A 14,250-nucleotide genomic window follows, 5' to 3' on the forward strand; every position below is an offset into this window, starting at 1 on the left:
AGCCTCTCCCCGCCGTCATTGCGAGCGAAGCGAAGCAATCCAGCGTCGTGCACTGGGCTGGATTGCTTCGTCGCTTCGCTCCTCGCAATGACGGGGAGAGGTCGAGCCCCATGATCTAATGCCCCGCACAGCTCGACATCCGCCGGTCGCGGACTTCGCGCCAGATTGCCGTCAAGGTCTCGTTGCCGACCGGGCCCTTGTGGGCGACGGCGTGGCGGCGGACGCGGGCCAGGATGCCTTGCGCCTCGTCGGCGGTCGCCGGCAGATTGAGCCGGGCGAGCGACGAGGTGATGGCCGACAGGCCGGAGTGTTTGCCGATCACGATGCGGTTGGCGCGGCCGAGCAGCAGCGGGTCAAGCGACTGATAGGTACGCTGATCCTTGAGCAGGCCGTCGACATGGATGCCGGACTCGTGGGTGAAAACGTGTTCGCCGACGATCGCCTTGTTGAGCGGGATGGTCCGCGCCGCGGCTTCGGCGACCACGTCGGCGACGTGGCGCAGTTCCGACAGCACCACGCCGGTGTCGCGTCCGTAAAGTTGCTTCAGCGCCACCGCGATTTCTTCCAGCGGCGCGTTGCCGGCGCGTTCGCCCAGCCCGATCACCGTGACCGACGCATGGGTCGCACCGGCCTGCACCGCCGCCAGCGTGTTGGCAGTGGCGAGACCGAGATCGTCGTGGCCATGGAATTCCAGCTCGAGATCGGTGGTCGCACGCAGCGCCGCGAGTAGCTTGAAGCTACCGAACGGATCGAGCACGCTGAGCGTATCGGCGATGCGGAAGCGCCGCGCGCCCGACGCCTTGGCCGTGGCGATCACTTCGGCCAGAAACGCCGGATCGGCCCGCGACGAATCTTCGCCGCCGACCGCGACGTCGAGCCCCTTGTCGCGGGCGTAACCGACCACGCGCTTCACCGTCTCGATCGCGTTGCTGCGCTTGCCGCCGAGTTTGGCGGCGATCTGTACGTCCGACACCGGCACCGAGACGTTGACCATCGCGACGCCGGCCGCAAGCGCGGCATCGACGTCCTCGGTGCGCATCCGGCACCACGCGATCGTCGTCAGCGGCAGCCCGGCTTCGACGATGCCGCGGATCGCCGCGATCTCGTCCGGCCCCATCGCCGGCGTCCCCGCCTCGATCTCCGGCACGCCGGCAGCGGCAAGCACGCGTGCTATCGCGAGCTTCTCGGCGGCCGAGAAGGCGACACCCGGCGCCTGCTCGCCGTCGCGCAGCGTGGTGTCGTTGAGCACGACCGGGAGCGTTGGCGTCGCGACAACATCAGACATGAGCACGCCCCAGCGCCTGCGACGCACCCTGATTGGCACAGAACGGCGAGATCGCCCGCAGCTTGGCGATCACGCCTGGAATGATTTCGAGCGCCCGGTCGATGTCGGCATTGGTGTTGTCGCGCGACAGCGAGAACCGCACGCCGCCGCGCACCGCCTCCTCGGCGACGTTCATCGCCAGCAACACATGCGAGGGCTCGAACGAGCCTGTGGAACACGCCGAGCCCATCGAGGCGGCGATGCCGGCGCGATCGAGCAGCGTGACGATCGCCTCGCTGTCGATGAAGGAGAACGCGATGCTCGACGTATTTGGCAGCCGCTCGGCGCGCGCCCCGACCGCGACGCAATGATCGACCTGCGCCAGGATCTCACGCTCGAGCCGGTCGCGCAGCCCGCGCACGCGAATGTCTTCGTCGGCCATCGCGGCGCCGGCGAGCTCGGCCGCGATGCCGAGGCCCACGATGCCGGGCACGTTCTCGGTGCCGGCGCGGCGGCCGCGCTCGTGCTGGCCGCCTTTGATCTGCGGCTTGAAGGCGACGCCGCTGCGGACATACAGCGCGCCGATGCCTTTCGGCCCGTGCAGCTTATGAGCGGACAGCGACAGCATGTCGATCGCGGTGGATTGCAGATCGATCGGACACTTGCCGACGGCCTGCACCGCATCGGTGTGAAACAGCGCGCCGCATTCCTTGGCGAGTTCGGCCAGGTCCGCGACCGGGTTGAGCACGCCGGTCTCGTTGTTGGCCCACATCATCGACACCAGCGCAACGCGATCCGACAGCGCCGCGCGATAGGCTGCGATATCGAGCCGGCCCTGGCGATCGACCGGGATGACGTGGACGCGAATGCCCTTGGTCTTCTCCAGGAAGGCGCACAGCGCCATCACGGCCGGATGCTCCACCGCCGTGGTGATGATCTCGCGCCGCCGCGGCATCGCTTCCAAGGCCGAGAGGATCGCGGTGTTGATGCTCTCGGTGCCGCCGGAGGTGAAGATCAGTTCCTGCGGCGACGCGGCGCCGAGCAGCGCCTGCACTTGCTCGCGGCCGCGCTTCACCGCCCGCGCCGCATGGCCGCCGAGCGCGTGCTTCGACGACGGATTGCCGAAGTAACCGGAGAAGAACGGCAGCATCGCATCGACCACGCGCGGATCGGTGCGCGTCGTCGCATTGGCGTCGAGATAGACGATGTCGGCGGGCTGCCCGGCGGTTGCACTCATGACACCGGCACCACGCGCAGCGGCCGGCCGATCTTGTCGGCGAGCTTGGCCTGTACGCCCGACAGCGTCACGGATGATAACTGACAGCCGACGCAATTGCCCGACAACCGGACATACACCGTGTTGCCCTCGATGCCGGCGAGTTCGCAATCGCCGCCGTCACGCTTCAGATGCGGACGCAGTTCGTCGAGCGCCTCGGCGATCATCGTCGCCTGTGTCGGTGCGTCGAGTTCGAGCGTGGTCGTCGCAGTCGGCGCCGCGCGCGCCGGCTCCGGCCGCGGCGTCGGCCGCAGATGCGCCGGCGCGGATTTGGCCGAGAAGATGTTGGTGCCGGGCTGCGGCTCGCCGCGCGGCTTGAGATCGACCGCCCGCTGCGGCGTCGAGCCGAGCTGATACGCGTCATGCTTGGCGATCAGTCCATCCTCGACCATCTCAGCGTTGACGCGCACCAGCAGGCCTTCGATCTGCTTGAAGCAGGAGCTGCAGCTTCCGGCCGCCTTGGTGTATTGCGTCACCTGCTCGATGCTGGTGAGCCGGTTGAAGCGGATAGTCCGCTCGATCATCATCTGGCTGACGCCGAGGCATTTGCACGACGGCGTCGTCTCCCCCTCGCGCATCACCGCGCCACCGCGATACGACGTAATCGCGCGCTGCAGCGCCTCGTAGCTCATCACCGCGCAGTACATCCGCTCGGCCGGAAGGCCACCGACGGCGTCGGCAATATCGGCGGCGCTGATCGCCGCCGCATCGTCGAGCGTCTTGCCGCTGATTAATTCTGTCGTCGCCGAGGCGGCGGCGATCGCCGCGCTGCAGCCGAAAGCCTGGAAGGTCGCGCGGTCGATGCGACCAGTTCGCGGATCGATCCGCAGCATCAGCTTGACCGCGTCGCCCCACCGCAGCGACCCGAACGAGCCGACCGCGTTCGCCAGCAGCAGCACTTCGGCGTTCCGCGGACGGACAAAGTGGTCGTCGAGCCTGTCGAGATTGCTAAGCATGACCAACGACTCCTGCCTGAAGCTTTCCTCAGCTTTGCCTCAACCAAACGACTTGCCGCAGCCGCATTTGTTCTCGGCATTGGGGTTGTCGAAGGTAAAGCCGGAGCCTTCCAGGCTCTCGACGAAGTCGATTGTCATACCGTTCAGCAGCGGCTGCGAATCCGGATCGACAAACACCCGGACACCACCGGCTTCGACCACTGCATCATCCTCTCGCGGCGCGGGGTCGAGACCGATCAAGTACTTGTAGCCGGCGCAGCCGCCCGCCTCGACCATGACCCGCAATCCCCCCTCGGTCTTGCCCGCGCGCGACATCGCCGCTTTAACGGCATTTCCGGCTTGTTCGGTCAGAATGATCATGATCGGCTCCTTGCGTTGGGTCCGACATGAGCAGTTGCAACCGCTGTGCCATGCTGAAGCGGCGAGGCAAGCTGCTGGAATTGTTAGTCTTATCGCTGGCTCGACGAATGTCGGAGTTGCGACATGGTCGGAAGACGACGGTTTCCGACAGTCGCTCGCAGCTAACACGACCACCCCTCCCCGTCATTGCGAGCGCAGCGAAGCAATCCAGCGCCGCGCACGGAGCTTCTGGATTGCTTCGCTGCGCTCGCAATGACGGGTGTGGACGGGTCCTTTGTCGTCGGAGAGGCAGCCGCTACGACGCGACCGCCGCCAGCTCTACCTCACGCCGCCGCGCGGCCATGCGGCTCTCGCCGGTTTCGTCGCCAAAACACTCGGCGAAGTCGTTGCACTGCGCACAGGATGGCGTGCTGCACATCACCAGGCCGTCATCCTCGCAAAGCTTGCGGTAGAAGTAGCGCTTCCAGCGCATGTTGCGGGTATTGCCCTGCGCCAGCGGTGCGAAGTGGCGGTTCAGCAGGCGCGTCAGCTCCGACCGATCGCGCAGACCAAGATCTTCCCACAGATGCTCCGGCTCGATCGCCCGGCGCGCCACCATCGCGGCCAGCCAGCGGCCGACCTCGCCGGTGGTCGAGCGATGCTTCAGCAGCAGGTCGCGCAGCATCGCGGCTTCGTCGTCGATCTCCGCTTCGTCCAGCGCCAGCACCGACAGCAGCACCGAAACATGAGCGAAATGAGCGATGATCAGCGCGGTAAATTCATCCGACGACAGGCCGCAGCGTTTGGTGATCGCGCCCGGCTCGGTGATTGCAGCCGAGAGGATCGATGCCAGTACATGCCGATCGAACGCCCGGTCATCATCGATCTGCGCCTCCGCAGGCATCATGCCGGTGAGCGCGCGGTAAACGACTGCCGGTGAGAAGGCGAAGCCGGCGGCAGCGGCGCGCAGCGGCAGCGACAAACGTTCCCGATCCCCCTCCACCGCGCCGCGCATGATCGCTCCTTTACAGGCCGAGTTCGCTGGCCTTGACGTGAGTCTGGCAAGCCTTCGGGCAGACCCGGACGCAGGCCGAGCAGCCGATGCAGTTGCCGGCGGCGTCGAGCACCATCACCTTGCGGACGAACTCTTCATCGTCATCATCGTCGTCGCCCGAACATGCGATCAGTTCGCCGTCCTCGTTGACGCCCATCAGATGCATCACGTCACGCGAACACACCTTGTGGCAACGTCCGCAGCCGATGCACTTCTTGTCGTCGATCGCGGTGAGATAGGTCGGCTCCCAAGGCTGACCGTCGCGGGTGGAAAACACAGCCATTCTGATGCTCCTGCAGCGCGGCACCTGCCGCGCGATGCGAGCGGTCGCACGCGGTCGCCTAGGCGGCCTTGGCTTCCAGCTCTTTCAAAGCCTTGCGCGCAGCTTCAAGGGCCGCGTAGGCATCCTGGGTCTGTTGCGCGATCGTCATGATGTTCTGCCAGTTGATCGGCAGTTCCTCGGACAGATCGTGCAAGTTCATCTTCATCGTCGTCGCGCGGGCCGACAGCTTCTTGATTTCGGCTTTCAGCGTTTCGATGTCGGACATTCGGCTTTCGCTCCGGTTCAGAGGTTGGCGACGTCGGGATATTTGAGGATCATTTGGACGCCCGCGGCGACCAGCTTGTCGCCTTCGGCCGCCAGCTTGCCGAGATTGTCAAAGCCGAAGCGGTGCACGTCGCGCATGTGCTTGTTGATCACGATCAGCCGACCGGCGCTGAGGATCATGCGGCCGAAGCCCTCGTGATGCATCTTCATCATCGGCGACACCATCACCTTGGTGTCGCGCTCGATCGACAGAGCGACCGCATTGTAGAACAGCTCGATCCGCCACAGCGTCTCCGGATCCGGATCGCCCATGATCGGGATCTCGCGGCGCTTGGCCTTGTCGACGATGAACGGCTCCAGAAGCTTGAGATCGGACTTGCCGTCCCAGACGCCGTGGGTGTCCTGGGCGCGGAGCTGCTTGATCAGTTCCTTGACGAACAGCGAGTCCAAGGCTGCTTCTGTGGCGGCGTCGGCAGTCGTTACATCGGTCATGTCAGGCCTCGTCGGCAAAATCGAACGTACGCTCTTCGCCCTTCATCAGCGCCTTGCGCAGCCACGGCGGCGGCACGCCGCGCAGCACGCCCTGCAGCTTGGTGATCAGGTCGGTGATCAGCTCGGGCTGCGGCAGCTTGAGCGGATGCACCTGGGCGGCGACGACGCGGGCGGCGCCGGAGCCGCCGATCGCCGTGCAGTACATGATGGCACAGTCGCGGATCGCGTCGATCTTGGCGGCCAGCTTGTCCTCGTTGCCGTCTTCCTTTTCCTCGGCGAACTGCACGGCTTCGACAAAGCGGTAGTCGTCGGGCGTGATTTCGTAGATGGCGATGTTGCGAGCCCAGCCGAAATGCGCATCGACCCGCGCGAGGTCCTGGGTGGCGAAGGCGACCTTCATGCCTCGTCTCCGTTGTTGATCATCGGCAGTCTCCTTCGCTTCCGAACTAATGAGCCGTAATCGGCGCATCGAACCGTTCCGGACGAGCAGCGGCCTCACGCCAGCTGCTGACATCCGGCTCCTTGATGGCGGCAATGAACACATTGCCGATGCTGAAGATCAGATCGCGGGTTCCGCGATAGCCGACCGCGACCTGATGCGCGGCGCCGAGGCGATCGAACATCGGCAGGCCCATGCGGAACAGCGGCACGCCGAGTCGCTCCGCCGCCTGGCGACCGTGCGAATGCGTCAGCAGCAGATCGCAATCCTCGGCGCGGCGTTCGAGATCTTCGAGATCGCCGATCAGGACTTCCTCGCTCGGCACCTGTGCGAGGATCGGCGAGGTCGTGGTGGTGACCGCGGCGCTGACCGTGCAGCCCATGTCGGCGAGGAAGCCGCCGATGTTGAGCAGCATGTCGGGCTCGGCGCCGATCGCGACCTGCTTGCCGCCGAAATAAAAGTGACCATCGAGCATCGCGTCGACCAGCTGACTGCGCTGGCGGCGATATTTTTGCGGCACCCGCCGGCCGCTGATCTTCGCCAGCGTCGCCATCAGTTCGTCACCGGCTGCGAGCCCGGTGAGGCGGCGCAGCAGCGTGAACTTCACGCCGGCCTTGGCTTCGAGCGCCATCGCGGCGGCACGCATCTGCTCGCCGAGCACCAGCGTGTGCGTCGCCGTGCCCATCGCCGCGACCTCGGCGACCGAGACGCCGCCATGAGTAGTGGGCGTGAAGTCGTCGGGCAGATGGCCGTCGAGCGAGCCGGAGATGTCCGGCAGGAAGGTCGGCTGCAATCCAAACGCCTCGATAATGTCGCGGAGCTCGTCGATGTCGCCGGGCGTCAGATGACTGCCGGCCAGGACGTTGAGCTTTTTGGCATCGCGCGGCGCGCCGGGCGCCGGCGCCTCGACCAGCGTCTCGATGATGCGGGTGACGGTGGCGGCGAAGCCGTCTTCGAAGGCGCCCTTGAAGTCCGGCGTCGACACCGACACCAGCGCCACGTTGGCGAGCTCCGGGTGCTTGCGTCGCACTTCCTTGATGAAGCCGTCGAGATCGTCGCCCTTGATCTCGGTGACGCCGGTGGTGCAGATGCCGATCACGTCGGGCTTGGTGCGGCCGACGATGTTGACGATCGCCTGCTCGACATTCTCGAAACCGCCGAGCACGGTCGCGACTTCGCTCATCGCGGTCGTCTGCATCGGGATCGACTCGCGGAAGTGCCGCACGAACAGCACCAGGCCGAACGAGGTGCAGCCCTGGGAGCCGTGCAGCAGCGGCATGCAGTTGCGCAGGCCCATGAAGGCCAGCGACGCGCCGAGCGGCTGACTCATCCGCAGCGGATTGACGGTGCAGGATTTGGTCTGGGGAACGATCTTGGCCATCGCCCTCTCCTCACGCCACGCGCGCGGCGGGCATCGCCGCGGCAGCGTTCTGTGCAGCGTCGGCCGCGTTGGCGGCGTCGGCGCGGCTCTCCCAAGTGACTTCTTCCCACGGCGGCGCCGCACGGACCTGATCCCAGATCGGATTCGACAGCGCCTTGTCGATCTGCCGCACCATCTCGACGATGCCGACATAGCCGCAATAGGCGTAAGAGCGCTCCTGGTTGATATCCATCCAGGGCATCCGGGCCTTCAGCGCGACGAATTGCGAGCGGCCGCCGGACAGCATGATGTCGGCCTGGGCCTCCTTGAGCATCTTGTACATCTCGCGCGGGCGCAGATCGTCGATCTGGTGGACGTCGGGGCTCATTTCCTTGAGCCGCTCCTTGTCTTCCTTCGTCGATTTCTTGACGCTGGTGCCGACGATGGTGAGGCCCGCTTCCTGCAGCGCCGCCACCACCGACCAAGACTTCACGCCGCCGGTGATCAGCAGCACTTTCTTGCCTTCGAGCCGAGGGGTGTAGGCCTTGATGGCGGCGAACGCCTTGGCCTCTTCGCGCGCGATCAGCGCTTCGACGCGGTCCATCAGCTCGGCGTCGGCGCCGCGCTGGATCAAGAGGCGCGCGATCTGGCGCAGCGATTCCGAGGTGTCGCTGATGCCGTAGAACGAGCCCTCGAAATACGGGATGCCGTAGCGCTCTTCCATCTTGCGGGCGACGTTGATCATCGCGGTCGAGCACACCATCATGGCGGCGCGGGCACGGTGTGACTGCGTGACTTCGTGATAGCGCGCGTCGCCCGACAGGCACGACAGAATGCGGATGCCGAGCTCATCGAGCAGCGGCTTGACCTGCCACAGCTCGCCGGCGACGTTGTATTCGCCGATGATGTTGATGTCGTAGGGGGTCGTGACTTCCGGCTCCTGGGTGCCGATCACGTAGTCCAGCATCGCCTCGCCGGCGAGCTTGTTGCCGAGATTCTTCGGCCCGACGAAGCCGGGCGAGATGATCGGGACGCAGGGCTTGCCGAATTTCTCGGCCGCTACCTTGCAGACAGCAACGATGTCGTCGCCCATCATCGCCGGCACGCAGGTCTGATACACGAACACCGCGGGCGGATCGTACTTCTCGATGATTTCCTTGATCGACCGGAACAGCCGCTTCTCGCCGCCGAAGATAACGTCGTTCTCGCCCATGTCGGTGGTGAAACCGGTGCGATACAGCTTCGAACCGGACGACTTGGTGCCGCGATTGTCCCAGGACGAGCCTTCGCAGGCGATCGGGCCGTGCACCAGATGCGCGACGTCGACGATCGGCTGCAGCGCGATCTTGGCGCCGTCGAAGGCGCAGCCGCCGGCTGCGCCCCCCGGCTGCAGCGGCTTGCTGCAGCCCTTCTTGCGTTGCTTCTCGGGCTTCTTCTGATTGGCCGCACAGCCGGGCTCGTTGAAGACCTCTTGAATCTTGTCTGCGAGCCGGCTCATGCGACACTCCTGAGGATCAGGTAGTCCGAGACTTCGTCATCGTCTTGGGCATCAGCGGATGATGTCGAAGCTGAGGTCGGTCTTGCCGGCGATGTTGGTCGCCTTGTCCATCTCGTCGAAGATCTTGTCGAGGATCTTGACCAGCACGTTCATCGTGCCCTGGTAGCCCCAGATCGGCGAACGATGGTGATGGTGACGATCGAACACCGGGAAGCCCATGCGGATCAGCGGCGTGCCGGTGTCGCGCTCGAGATACTTGCCGTAGGTGTTGCCGATCATGAAGTCGACCGGCTCGGTGAACAGCAGCGAGCGCAGGTGCCACAGATCCTTGCCGGCGTAGACCTTGCAGGCCTTGCCGAACGGCGAGGACGCCAGCAGCGCGTTGGTCTTGGCTTCCCAGCTCTTGTTGCCGTTGGTGGCGAGGATGTGGGTCGGTTCGCCGCCGAGTTCGAGGATGAATTCGGCCAGGCCGTAGATCAGGTCGGGATCGCCGAACAGCGCGAACTTCTTGCCGTGGATGTGCGCGCTCGAGTCGCCGATGGCGTCGACCAGACGGCCGCGCTCCTTGGTCAGCGCCTCGGGAACCGGCTTGCCGGTGATCCGCGACACCGCCTGTAGGAAGCGATCGGTACCCGAGATGCCGATCGGCGAGTTGAACGCGACCACCTCCTGGCCGTGGTCGGCGATCGTCGCCAGGGTCTTCTCGGTGCAGAATTCCTGCATCGAGATCGTCGCCTTGGCGTGGATGGCGTTGGCAGCCTGCTCCAGCGTGGTGCCGCCGTCGTACATCCGGAACTCGCCGTCGGCCGGGGTGTCCCAGACGTCGCTGTTGTCGCCGAAGATGGTGTAGTCGATGCCGAACAGATCGAAGATCCGCTTGACCTCGCGGATATTGCCGACGGTGTTGCCGTCGAAGCCGCCGAGGAAGTTGATCGACTCGTTCGGCTTGCGCTCGAGCTTCTCGACCGTGCCGGACTTACCGTCCCAGAAATGCTCGACGATGCCCTTCATGACGTTGTCGTAGCCGGTGATGTGGCTGCCGACGAAGGCCGGGGTGTGGGCGTAGGTGACGTCGAAGTCGGTCGGGACCGAGCCCTTTTCCTTGGCGTTCTTGATGAACGCGTTGAGGTCGTCGCCGATGACTTCGGCCATGCAGGTGGTCGAGACCGCGATCATCTTCGGCTTGTACAGCGCGTAGGAATTCGCCAGGCCGTCGATCATGTTGTTGAGGCCGCCGAACACCGCGGCGTCTTCGGTCATCGACGAGGAGACGCAGGAGGTCGGCTCCTTGAAGTGGCGCGAGAAGTGGCTGCGATAATAGGCGACGCAGCCCTGCGAGCCGTGCACGAACGGCAGCGTCTTTTCGAAGCCGACCGCGGCGAACACCGCGCCGAGCGGCTGGCAGGCCTTGGCCGGATTGATGACCAGGGCCTCACGGGCGAAGTTCTTGTCCTGATATTCCTTGGTCTTGGTCCAATCCGACACCCGCGCGACTTCGGCCTGGCCGACGGAGTTCTCGAACTTGTTGCGCTTGTTCTCCATCATCTCGGCGTATTCGGGCTGATGGAAGAGATCGAAATGATCCCGGATCTTTTCTGCGGTCTCGGTCATGGTGATGTTCTTTCCCAAGGATTTCGGTGACACGGCGCTTCCGGCGGATCACGCCGGAAGCCCGCGTGACGAAGGGGTTCAGGTCCAAGGTGCCTTGGTCAGTTTCCAGACCGGGGCGTTGATGGCGATGTCCATATCGCGGGCGAAGATGGCGAAGCCGTCATAGCCGTGATACGGGCCGGAATAATCCCACGAGTGCATCTGGCGGAACGGCACACCCATCTTCTGGAAGATGTACTTTTCCTTGATGCCGGAGCCGACCAGATCGGGCCGCACCTTCTCGACGAACTTCTCGAATTCGTAGCCGGTGACGTCGTCGTAGATCAGCGTGCCGTCCTTCACGTAATGCGTGGTGCGCTGATAGTCGTCGTTGTGACCGAATTCGTAGCCGGTGCCGACCACTTCCATGCCGAGGTCTTCGTAGGCGCCGATGACGTGGCGCGGACGCAGCCCGCCGACATAGAGCATGACCTTCTTGCCTTCGAGGCGCGGGCGATAGCGCTCGACGATCGCCTGCATCCGCGGCTTGTACTTGGCGATGACGCGCTCGGCGCCTTCCTTGATCTTGTCGTCGAACTTCGAGGCGATCTCGCGGAGTGACGCTTCGATCTTGGTCGGGCCGAAGAAATTGTACTCGACCCACGGGATCCCGAACTTCTCTTCCATGTGCCGCGTGATGTAGTTCATCGAGCGGTAGCAATGCAGGATGTTCAGCTTCGCCTTCGGGGTGTTCTCCAGCTCGGCGATGGTGCCGTCGCCGGACCATTGCGCGATGACGCGCAGGCCCATTTCCTCGAGCAGGATGCGCGAGGCCCAGGCGTCGCCGCCGATGTTGTAGTCACCGATGATGGCGACGTCGTAGGGGGTGGATTCGAACGCCGCGATCTTGTCGCCGGCCTTGTCGAACACCCAGTCACGGATCACGTCGTTGGCGATGTGATGGCCGAGCGACTGCGACACGCCGCGGAAGCCTTCGCAGCGCACCGGGATGATCGGCTTGCCGTCGTACTGCTTGGTCTTGGCCTTGGACACCGCCTCGATGTCGTCGCCGATCAGACCGATCGGGCATTCCGACTGCACCGAGATGCCGCGGTTGAGCGGGAACAGCTCCTGAATCTCGTCGATGATCTTGCCGAGCTTCTTGTCGCCGCCGAAGACGATGTCCTTCTCCTGGAAGTCGGAGGTGAACTGCATCGTGCCGAAAGTGTCGATGCCGGTGTTGCCCTTGTAATAGTTGCGGCGCGAACCCCAGGAATACTGGCCGCAGCCGACCGGACCGTGGGAGATGTGGACCATGTCCTTGATCGGGCCCCACACCACGCCCTTCGAGCCGGCATAGGCGCAACCGCGGATCGTCATCACGCCCGGGATCGACTTGATGTTGGACTTGACCGAGCACTCGGCCTTCTCGGCCTCGTAGGTGTTGAGATGCTTGGCGCGACGCTTGGCCGACTTGTCCGGATAGGCCTCCAGGACTTCGCCGATCAGCTGCTTGTTACGTTCCTTGATGTCCGCGGGGGATTCTGCGACTGCGGTGCTCATCGAATGTTCCTCGTGTCTGGGGCCGCCGGGGAGCCGGCCGCGCGAGGCGGCCGGCCCGGCTGTCGGATCAGGCGGACGCGGCGGCGGCCTTGGCGGCTTCCTTCGCGGCGAGCTCGGCGAGCGCCTGCTCGTCGGTCTTCATGATGCCGAAGTCGAGCAGCATCTCTTCGAGCTCTTCCATGGTGATCGGGGTCGGGATCGTGCCCTTGCCGGCATTGGCGTGGATCTTGTCGGCCAGGGTGCGATACTCCTTGGCCTGCTGGCTGTCGGGCGCGTACTGGATCACGGTCTGGCGGCGCAGCTCGGCGTGCTGCACGATGTTGTCGCGCGGCACGAAATGGATCAGCTGCGAGTTCAGGCGCTTGGCCAGCGCTTCGGCAAGGTCGAGCTCGCGGTCGGTCTGGCGCTCGTTGCAGACCAGGCCGCCGAGGCGGACGCCGCCCGACGACGCGTACTTCAGAATGCCCTTGGCGATGTTGTTGGCGGCATACAGCGCCATCATCTCGCCGGACATGACGATGTAGATTTCCTGGGCCTTGTTCTCGCGGATCGGCATCGCGAAGCCGCCGCACACCACGTCGCCGAGCACGTCGTAGGAGACGTAGTCGACGTCCTCATAGGCGCCGTTCTCTTCGAGGAAGTTGATCGCGGTGATGACGCCGCGGCCGGCGCAGCCGACGCCCGGCTCCGGGCCACCGGCTTCGGTGCACTTGATGCCCTTGTAGCCGATCTTCATCACGTCTTCGAGTTCGAGGTCCTCGACCGAGCCGGCCTCGGCGGCGAGGCTGAGCACGGTGTCCTGCATCTTGGTGTTGAGGATCAGGCGGGTGGAGTCCGCCTTGGGATCGCAGCCGACGATCAGGATCTTCTGGCCGAGATCGACCAGCGCCGCGAGGGTGTTCTGCGAGGTGGTGGACTTGCCGATGCCGCCCTTGCCGTAGAATGCGATTTGCCGAAGTGACATGTTTTCTCTCCGTTGACCTAATGCCGCTTGATCGATGTGCGCCGGACCGCGCAGCCTCATTCAGTTCAAAACCGTCGCACGGCTCAGATGCGGACGTTGCTTCGCAGAATGCTCACAACGGTGCCTCGCCTTGCTGACCCCTGTTTTGCAACGACCGTGCCAGTCGCTGAGCAAGGCGAAAATGCGTGAGATTTCGCGCAGTTAGTTAGGCTTCGCGTGGAATGTGCGGAGATGTTTAGAATCCGACATCGCCGGTTCGCGGACGACATCAAGGGGGGCGGCTGTTAGAAACGAAACAAACTGATACCGGCTGCTGAGGATGTGGCGATTGGTGTGTTCTCGCCTGCGCATGAAGTGTCGGGCATTGCGGCCACCGCTACTTGCGAATCGCCATCGCGATCGCACCGCCCTCTCCACGTCATTGCGAGGAGCACCCGGATCGGCGCTTCGCGCCGTCCGAGTACAGGCTCCGCGACGAAGCAATCCAGCTCCGTGCGCGGCGCTGGATTGCTTCGCTTCGCTCGCAATGACGCCAATCTCCCGCAAAGAGGTCGGGCGTGGCGAGCTGCCGCCCTCGATTGCGCTTCGCTTCATCGAGGCTACAAGGTCGACTGCCCCATGCGCGGCCTGTAGCCTGGATGCAGCGAAGCGAAATCCAGGACAGCGCCAATCTCCCGCAAAACGTCCGCCGTGGCGAACTGCCGCCCTCGATTGCGCTTCGCTTCATCGAGGCTACAAGGTCGACTGCCCCATGCGTGGCCCGTAGCCTGGATGCAGCGAAGCGAAATCCAGGACAGCGCCAATCTCCCGCAAAACGTCCGCCGTGGCGAGCTGCCGCCCTCGATTGCGCTTCGCTTCATCGAGGCTACAAGGTCGACTGCCCCATGCGTGGCCCGTAGCCTGGATGC

Annotated in this window: 14 protein-coding genes; all 14 read right to left on the minus strand. The window is 64.5% G+C overall.

All coding sequences use genetic code 11. The annotated features are described in order from the left end of the window. Nucleotides 1-115: 115 nt before the first annotated feature. Complete coding sequence (nifV, locus tag D4Q52_RS24365; RefSeq protein WP_119859169.1) at nucleotides 116-1,285, minus strand: homocitrate synthase; 1,170 nt, start codon at nucleotides 1,283-1,285, stop codon at nucleotides 116-118. After that, complete coding sequence (nifS, locus tag D4Q52_RS24370; RefSeq protein ID WP_119859170.1) at nucleotides 1,278-2,501, minus strand: cysteine desulfurase NifS; 1,224 nt, start codon at nucleotides 2,499-2,501, stop codon at nucleotides 1,278-1,280. Before nifS ends, nifV begins: the two co-directional genes overlap by 8 nt. Then, a complete protein-coding gene (gene nifU / locus D4Q52_RS24375; RefSeq protein WP_119859171.1) occupies nucleotides 2,498-3,496 on the minus strand; it encodes a Fe-S cluster assembly protein NifU in 999 nt (332 codons plus the stop codon). The genes nifS and nifU overlap by 4 nt, the downstream gene beginning before the upstream one ends. A gap of 39 nt (nucleotides 3,497-3,535) precedes the next feature. After that, nucleotides 3,536-3,856 carry a HesB/IscA family protein gene (locus D4Q52_RS24380; RefSeq protein WP_119859172.1) on the minus strand — a complete coding sequence of 107 codons (321 nt, stop codon included), beginning with the start codon at nucleotides 3,854-3,856 and terminating at the stop codon, nucleotides 3,536-3,538. A gap of 295 nt (nucleotides 3,857-4,151) precedes the next feature. Further along, on the minus strand, nucleotides 4,152-4,850 hold the full coding sequence (locus tag D4Q52_RS24385) for a nitrogen fixation protein NifQ (protein ID WP_119859173.1): 699 nt from the start codon (nucleotides 4,848-4,850) through the stop codon (nucleotides 4,152-4,154). A 10-nt stretch (nucleotides 4,851-4,860) separates the two neighbouring features. Next, entirely contained in the window at nucleotides 4,861-5,172 is a 312-nt protein-coding gene (fdxB, locus tag D4Q52_RS24390; RefSeq protein WP_119859174.1) for a ferredoxin III, nif-specific, read from the minus strand. A 58-nt stretch (nucleotides 5,173-5,230) separates the two neighbouring features. Further along, entirely contained in the window at nucleotides 5,231-5,437 is a 207-nt protein-coding gene (locus D4Q52_RS24395; protein WP_119859175.1) for a CCE_0567 family metalloprotein, read from the minus strand. Nucleotides 5,438-5,454: 17 nt separating this feature from the next. Further along, nucleotides 5,455-5,928 carry a NifX-associated nitrogen fixation protein gene (locus D4Q52_RS24400; protein ID WP_119859176.1) on the minus strand — a complete coding sequence of 158 codons (474 nt, stop codon included), beginning with the start codon at nucleotides 5,926-5,928 and terminating at the stop codon, nucleotides 5,455-5,457. A 1-nt stretch (nucleotide 5,929) separates the two neighbouring features. Then, on the minus strand, nucleotides 5,930-6,328 hold the full coding sequence (nifX, locus tag D4Q52_RS24405) for a nitrogen fixation protein NifX (RefSeq protein WP_119859177.1): 399 nt from the start codon (nucleotides 6,326-6,328) through the stop codon (nucleotides 5,930-5,932). Between the two features lie 46 nt (nucleotides 6,329-6,374). Continuing rightward, complete coding sequence (gene nifN / locus D4Q52_RS24410) at nucleotides 6,375-7,748, minus strand: nitrogenase iron-molybdenum cofactor biosynthesis protein NifN (protein ID WP_119859178.1); 1,374 nt, start codon at nucleotides 7,746-7,748, stop codon at nucleotides 6,375-6,377. Nucleotides 7,749-7,758: 10 nt separating this feature from the next. Then, the gene (nifE, locus tag D4Q52_RS24415) at nucleotides 7,759-9,225 is read right to left on the minus strand and encodes a nitrogenase iron-molybdenum cofactor biosynthesis protein NifE (RefSeq protein ID WP_119859179.1); all 1,467 of its coding nucleotides are present in this window, start codon (nucleotides 9,223-9,225) and stop codon (nucleotides 7,759-7,761) included. A gap of 51 nt (nucleotides 9,226-9,276) precedes the next feature. Beyond that, nucleotides 9,277-10,836 carry a nitrogenase molybdenum-iron protein subunit beta gene (nifK, locus tag D4Q52_RS24420; protein WP_119859180.1) on the minus strand — a complete coding sequence of 520 codons (1,560 nt, stop codon included), beginning with the start codon at nucleotides 10,834-10,836 and terminating at the stop codon, nucleotides 9,277-9,279. 78 nt (nucleotides 10,837-10,914) lie between these two features. After that, nucleotides 10,915-12,378: a nitrogenase molybdenum-iron protein alpha chain gene (nifD, locus tag D4Q52_RS24425; protein WP_119859181.1), complete on the minus strand. Its 1,464-nt coding sequence runs from the start codon at nucleotides 12,376-12,378 to the stop codon at nucleotides 10,915-10,917. Between the two features lie 67 nt (nucleotides 12,379-12,445). After that, complete coding sequence (gene nifH, locus D4Q52_RS24430; protein ID WP_119859182.1) at nucleotides 12,446-13,342, minus strand: nitrogenase iron protein; 897 nt, start codon at nucleotides 13,340-13,342, stop codon at nucleotides 12,446-12,448. Nucleotides 13,343-14,250 lie beyond the last annotated feature (908 nt).

The sequence above is a fragment of the Rhodopseudomonas palustris genome, assembly GCF_003591005.1.
In the GTDB taxonomy this organism is placed as follows: Bacteria; Pseudomonadota; Alphaproteobacteria; order Rhizobiales; family Xanthobacteraceae; genus Rhodopseudomonas; species Rhodopseudomonas palustris_K.

Bases quoted from the DNA above. Each gene is read 5' to 3' on its own strand.
- D4Q52_RS24380 (WP_119859172.1), bottom strand. From the start codon at position 3,856: ATGATCATTCTGACCGAACAAGCCGGAAATGCCGTTAAAGCGGCGATG.
- D4Q52_RS24395 (WP_119859175.1), bottom strand. From the start codon at position 5,437: ATGTCCGACATCGAAACGCTGAAAGCCGAAATCAAGAAGCTGTCGGCC.
- nifN (WP_119859178.1), bottom strand. From the start codon at position 7,748: ATGGCCAAGATCGTTCCCCAGACCAAATCCTGCACCGTCAATCCGCTG.
- D4Q52_RS24400 (WP_119859176.1), bottom strand. From the start codon at position 5,928: ATGACCGATGTAACGACTGCCGACGCCGCCACAGAAGCAGCCTTGGAC.
- nifD (WP_119859181.1), bottom strand. From the start codon at position 12,378: ATGAGCACCGCAGTCGCAGAATCCCCCGCGGACATCAAGGAACGTAAC.
- nifV (WP_119859169.1), bottom strand. From the start codon at position 1,285: ATGTCTGATGTTGTCGCGACGCCAACGCTCCCGGTCGTGCTCAACGAC.
- nifK (WP_119859180.1), bottom strand. From the start codon at position 10,836: ATGACCGAGACCGCAGAAAAGATCCGGGATCATTTCGATCTCTTCCAT.
- nifE (WP_119859179.1), bottom strand. From the start codon at position 9,225: ATGAGCCGGCTCGCAGACAAGATTCAAGAGGTCTTCAACGAGCCCGGC.
- nifH (WP_119859182.1), bottom strand. From the start codon at position 13,342: ATGTCACTTCGGCAAATCGCATTCTACGGCAAGGGCGGCATCGGCAAG.
- nifU (WP_119859171.1), bottom strand. From the start codon at position 3,496: ATGCTTAGCAATCTCGACAGGCTCGACGACCACTTTGTCCGTCCGCGG.
- nifS (WP_119859170.1), bottom strand. From the start codon at position 2,501: ATGAGTGCAACCGCCGGGCAGCCCGCCGACATCGTCTATCTCGACGCC.
- D4Q52_RS24385 (WP_119859173.1), bottom strand. From the start codon at position 4,850: ATGCGCGGCGCGGTGGAGGGGGATCGGGAACGTTTGTCGCTGCCGCTG.
- nifX (WP_119859177.1), bottom strand. From the start codon at position 6,328: ATGAAGGTCGCCTTCGCCACCCAGGACCTCGCGCGGGTCGATGCGCAT.
- fdxB (WP_119859174.1), bottom strand. From the start codon at position 5,172: ATGGCTGTGTTTTCCACCCGCGACGGTCAGCCTTGGGAGCCGACCTAT.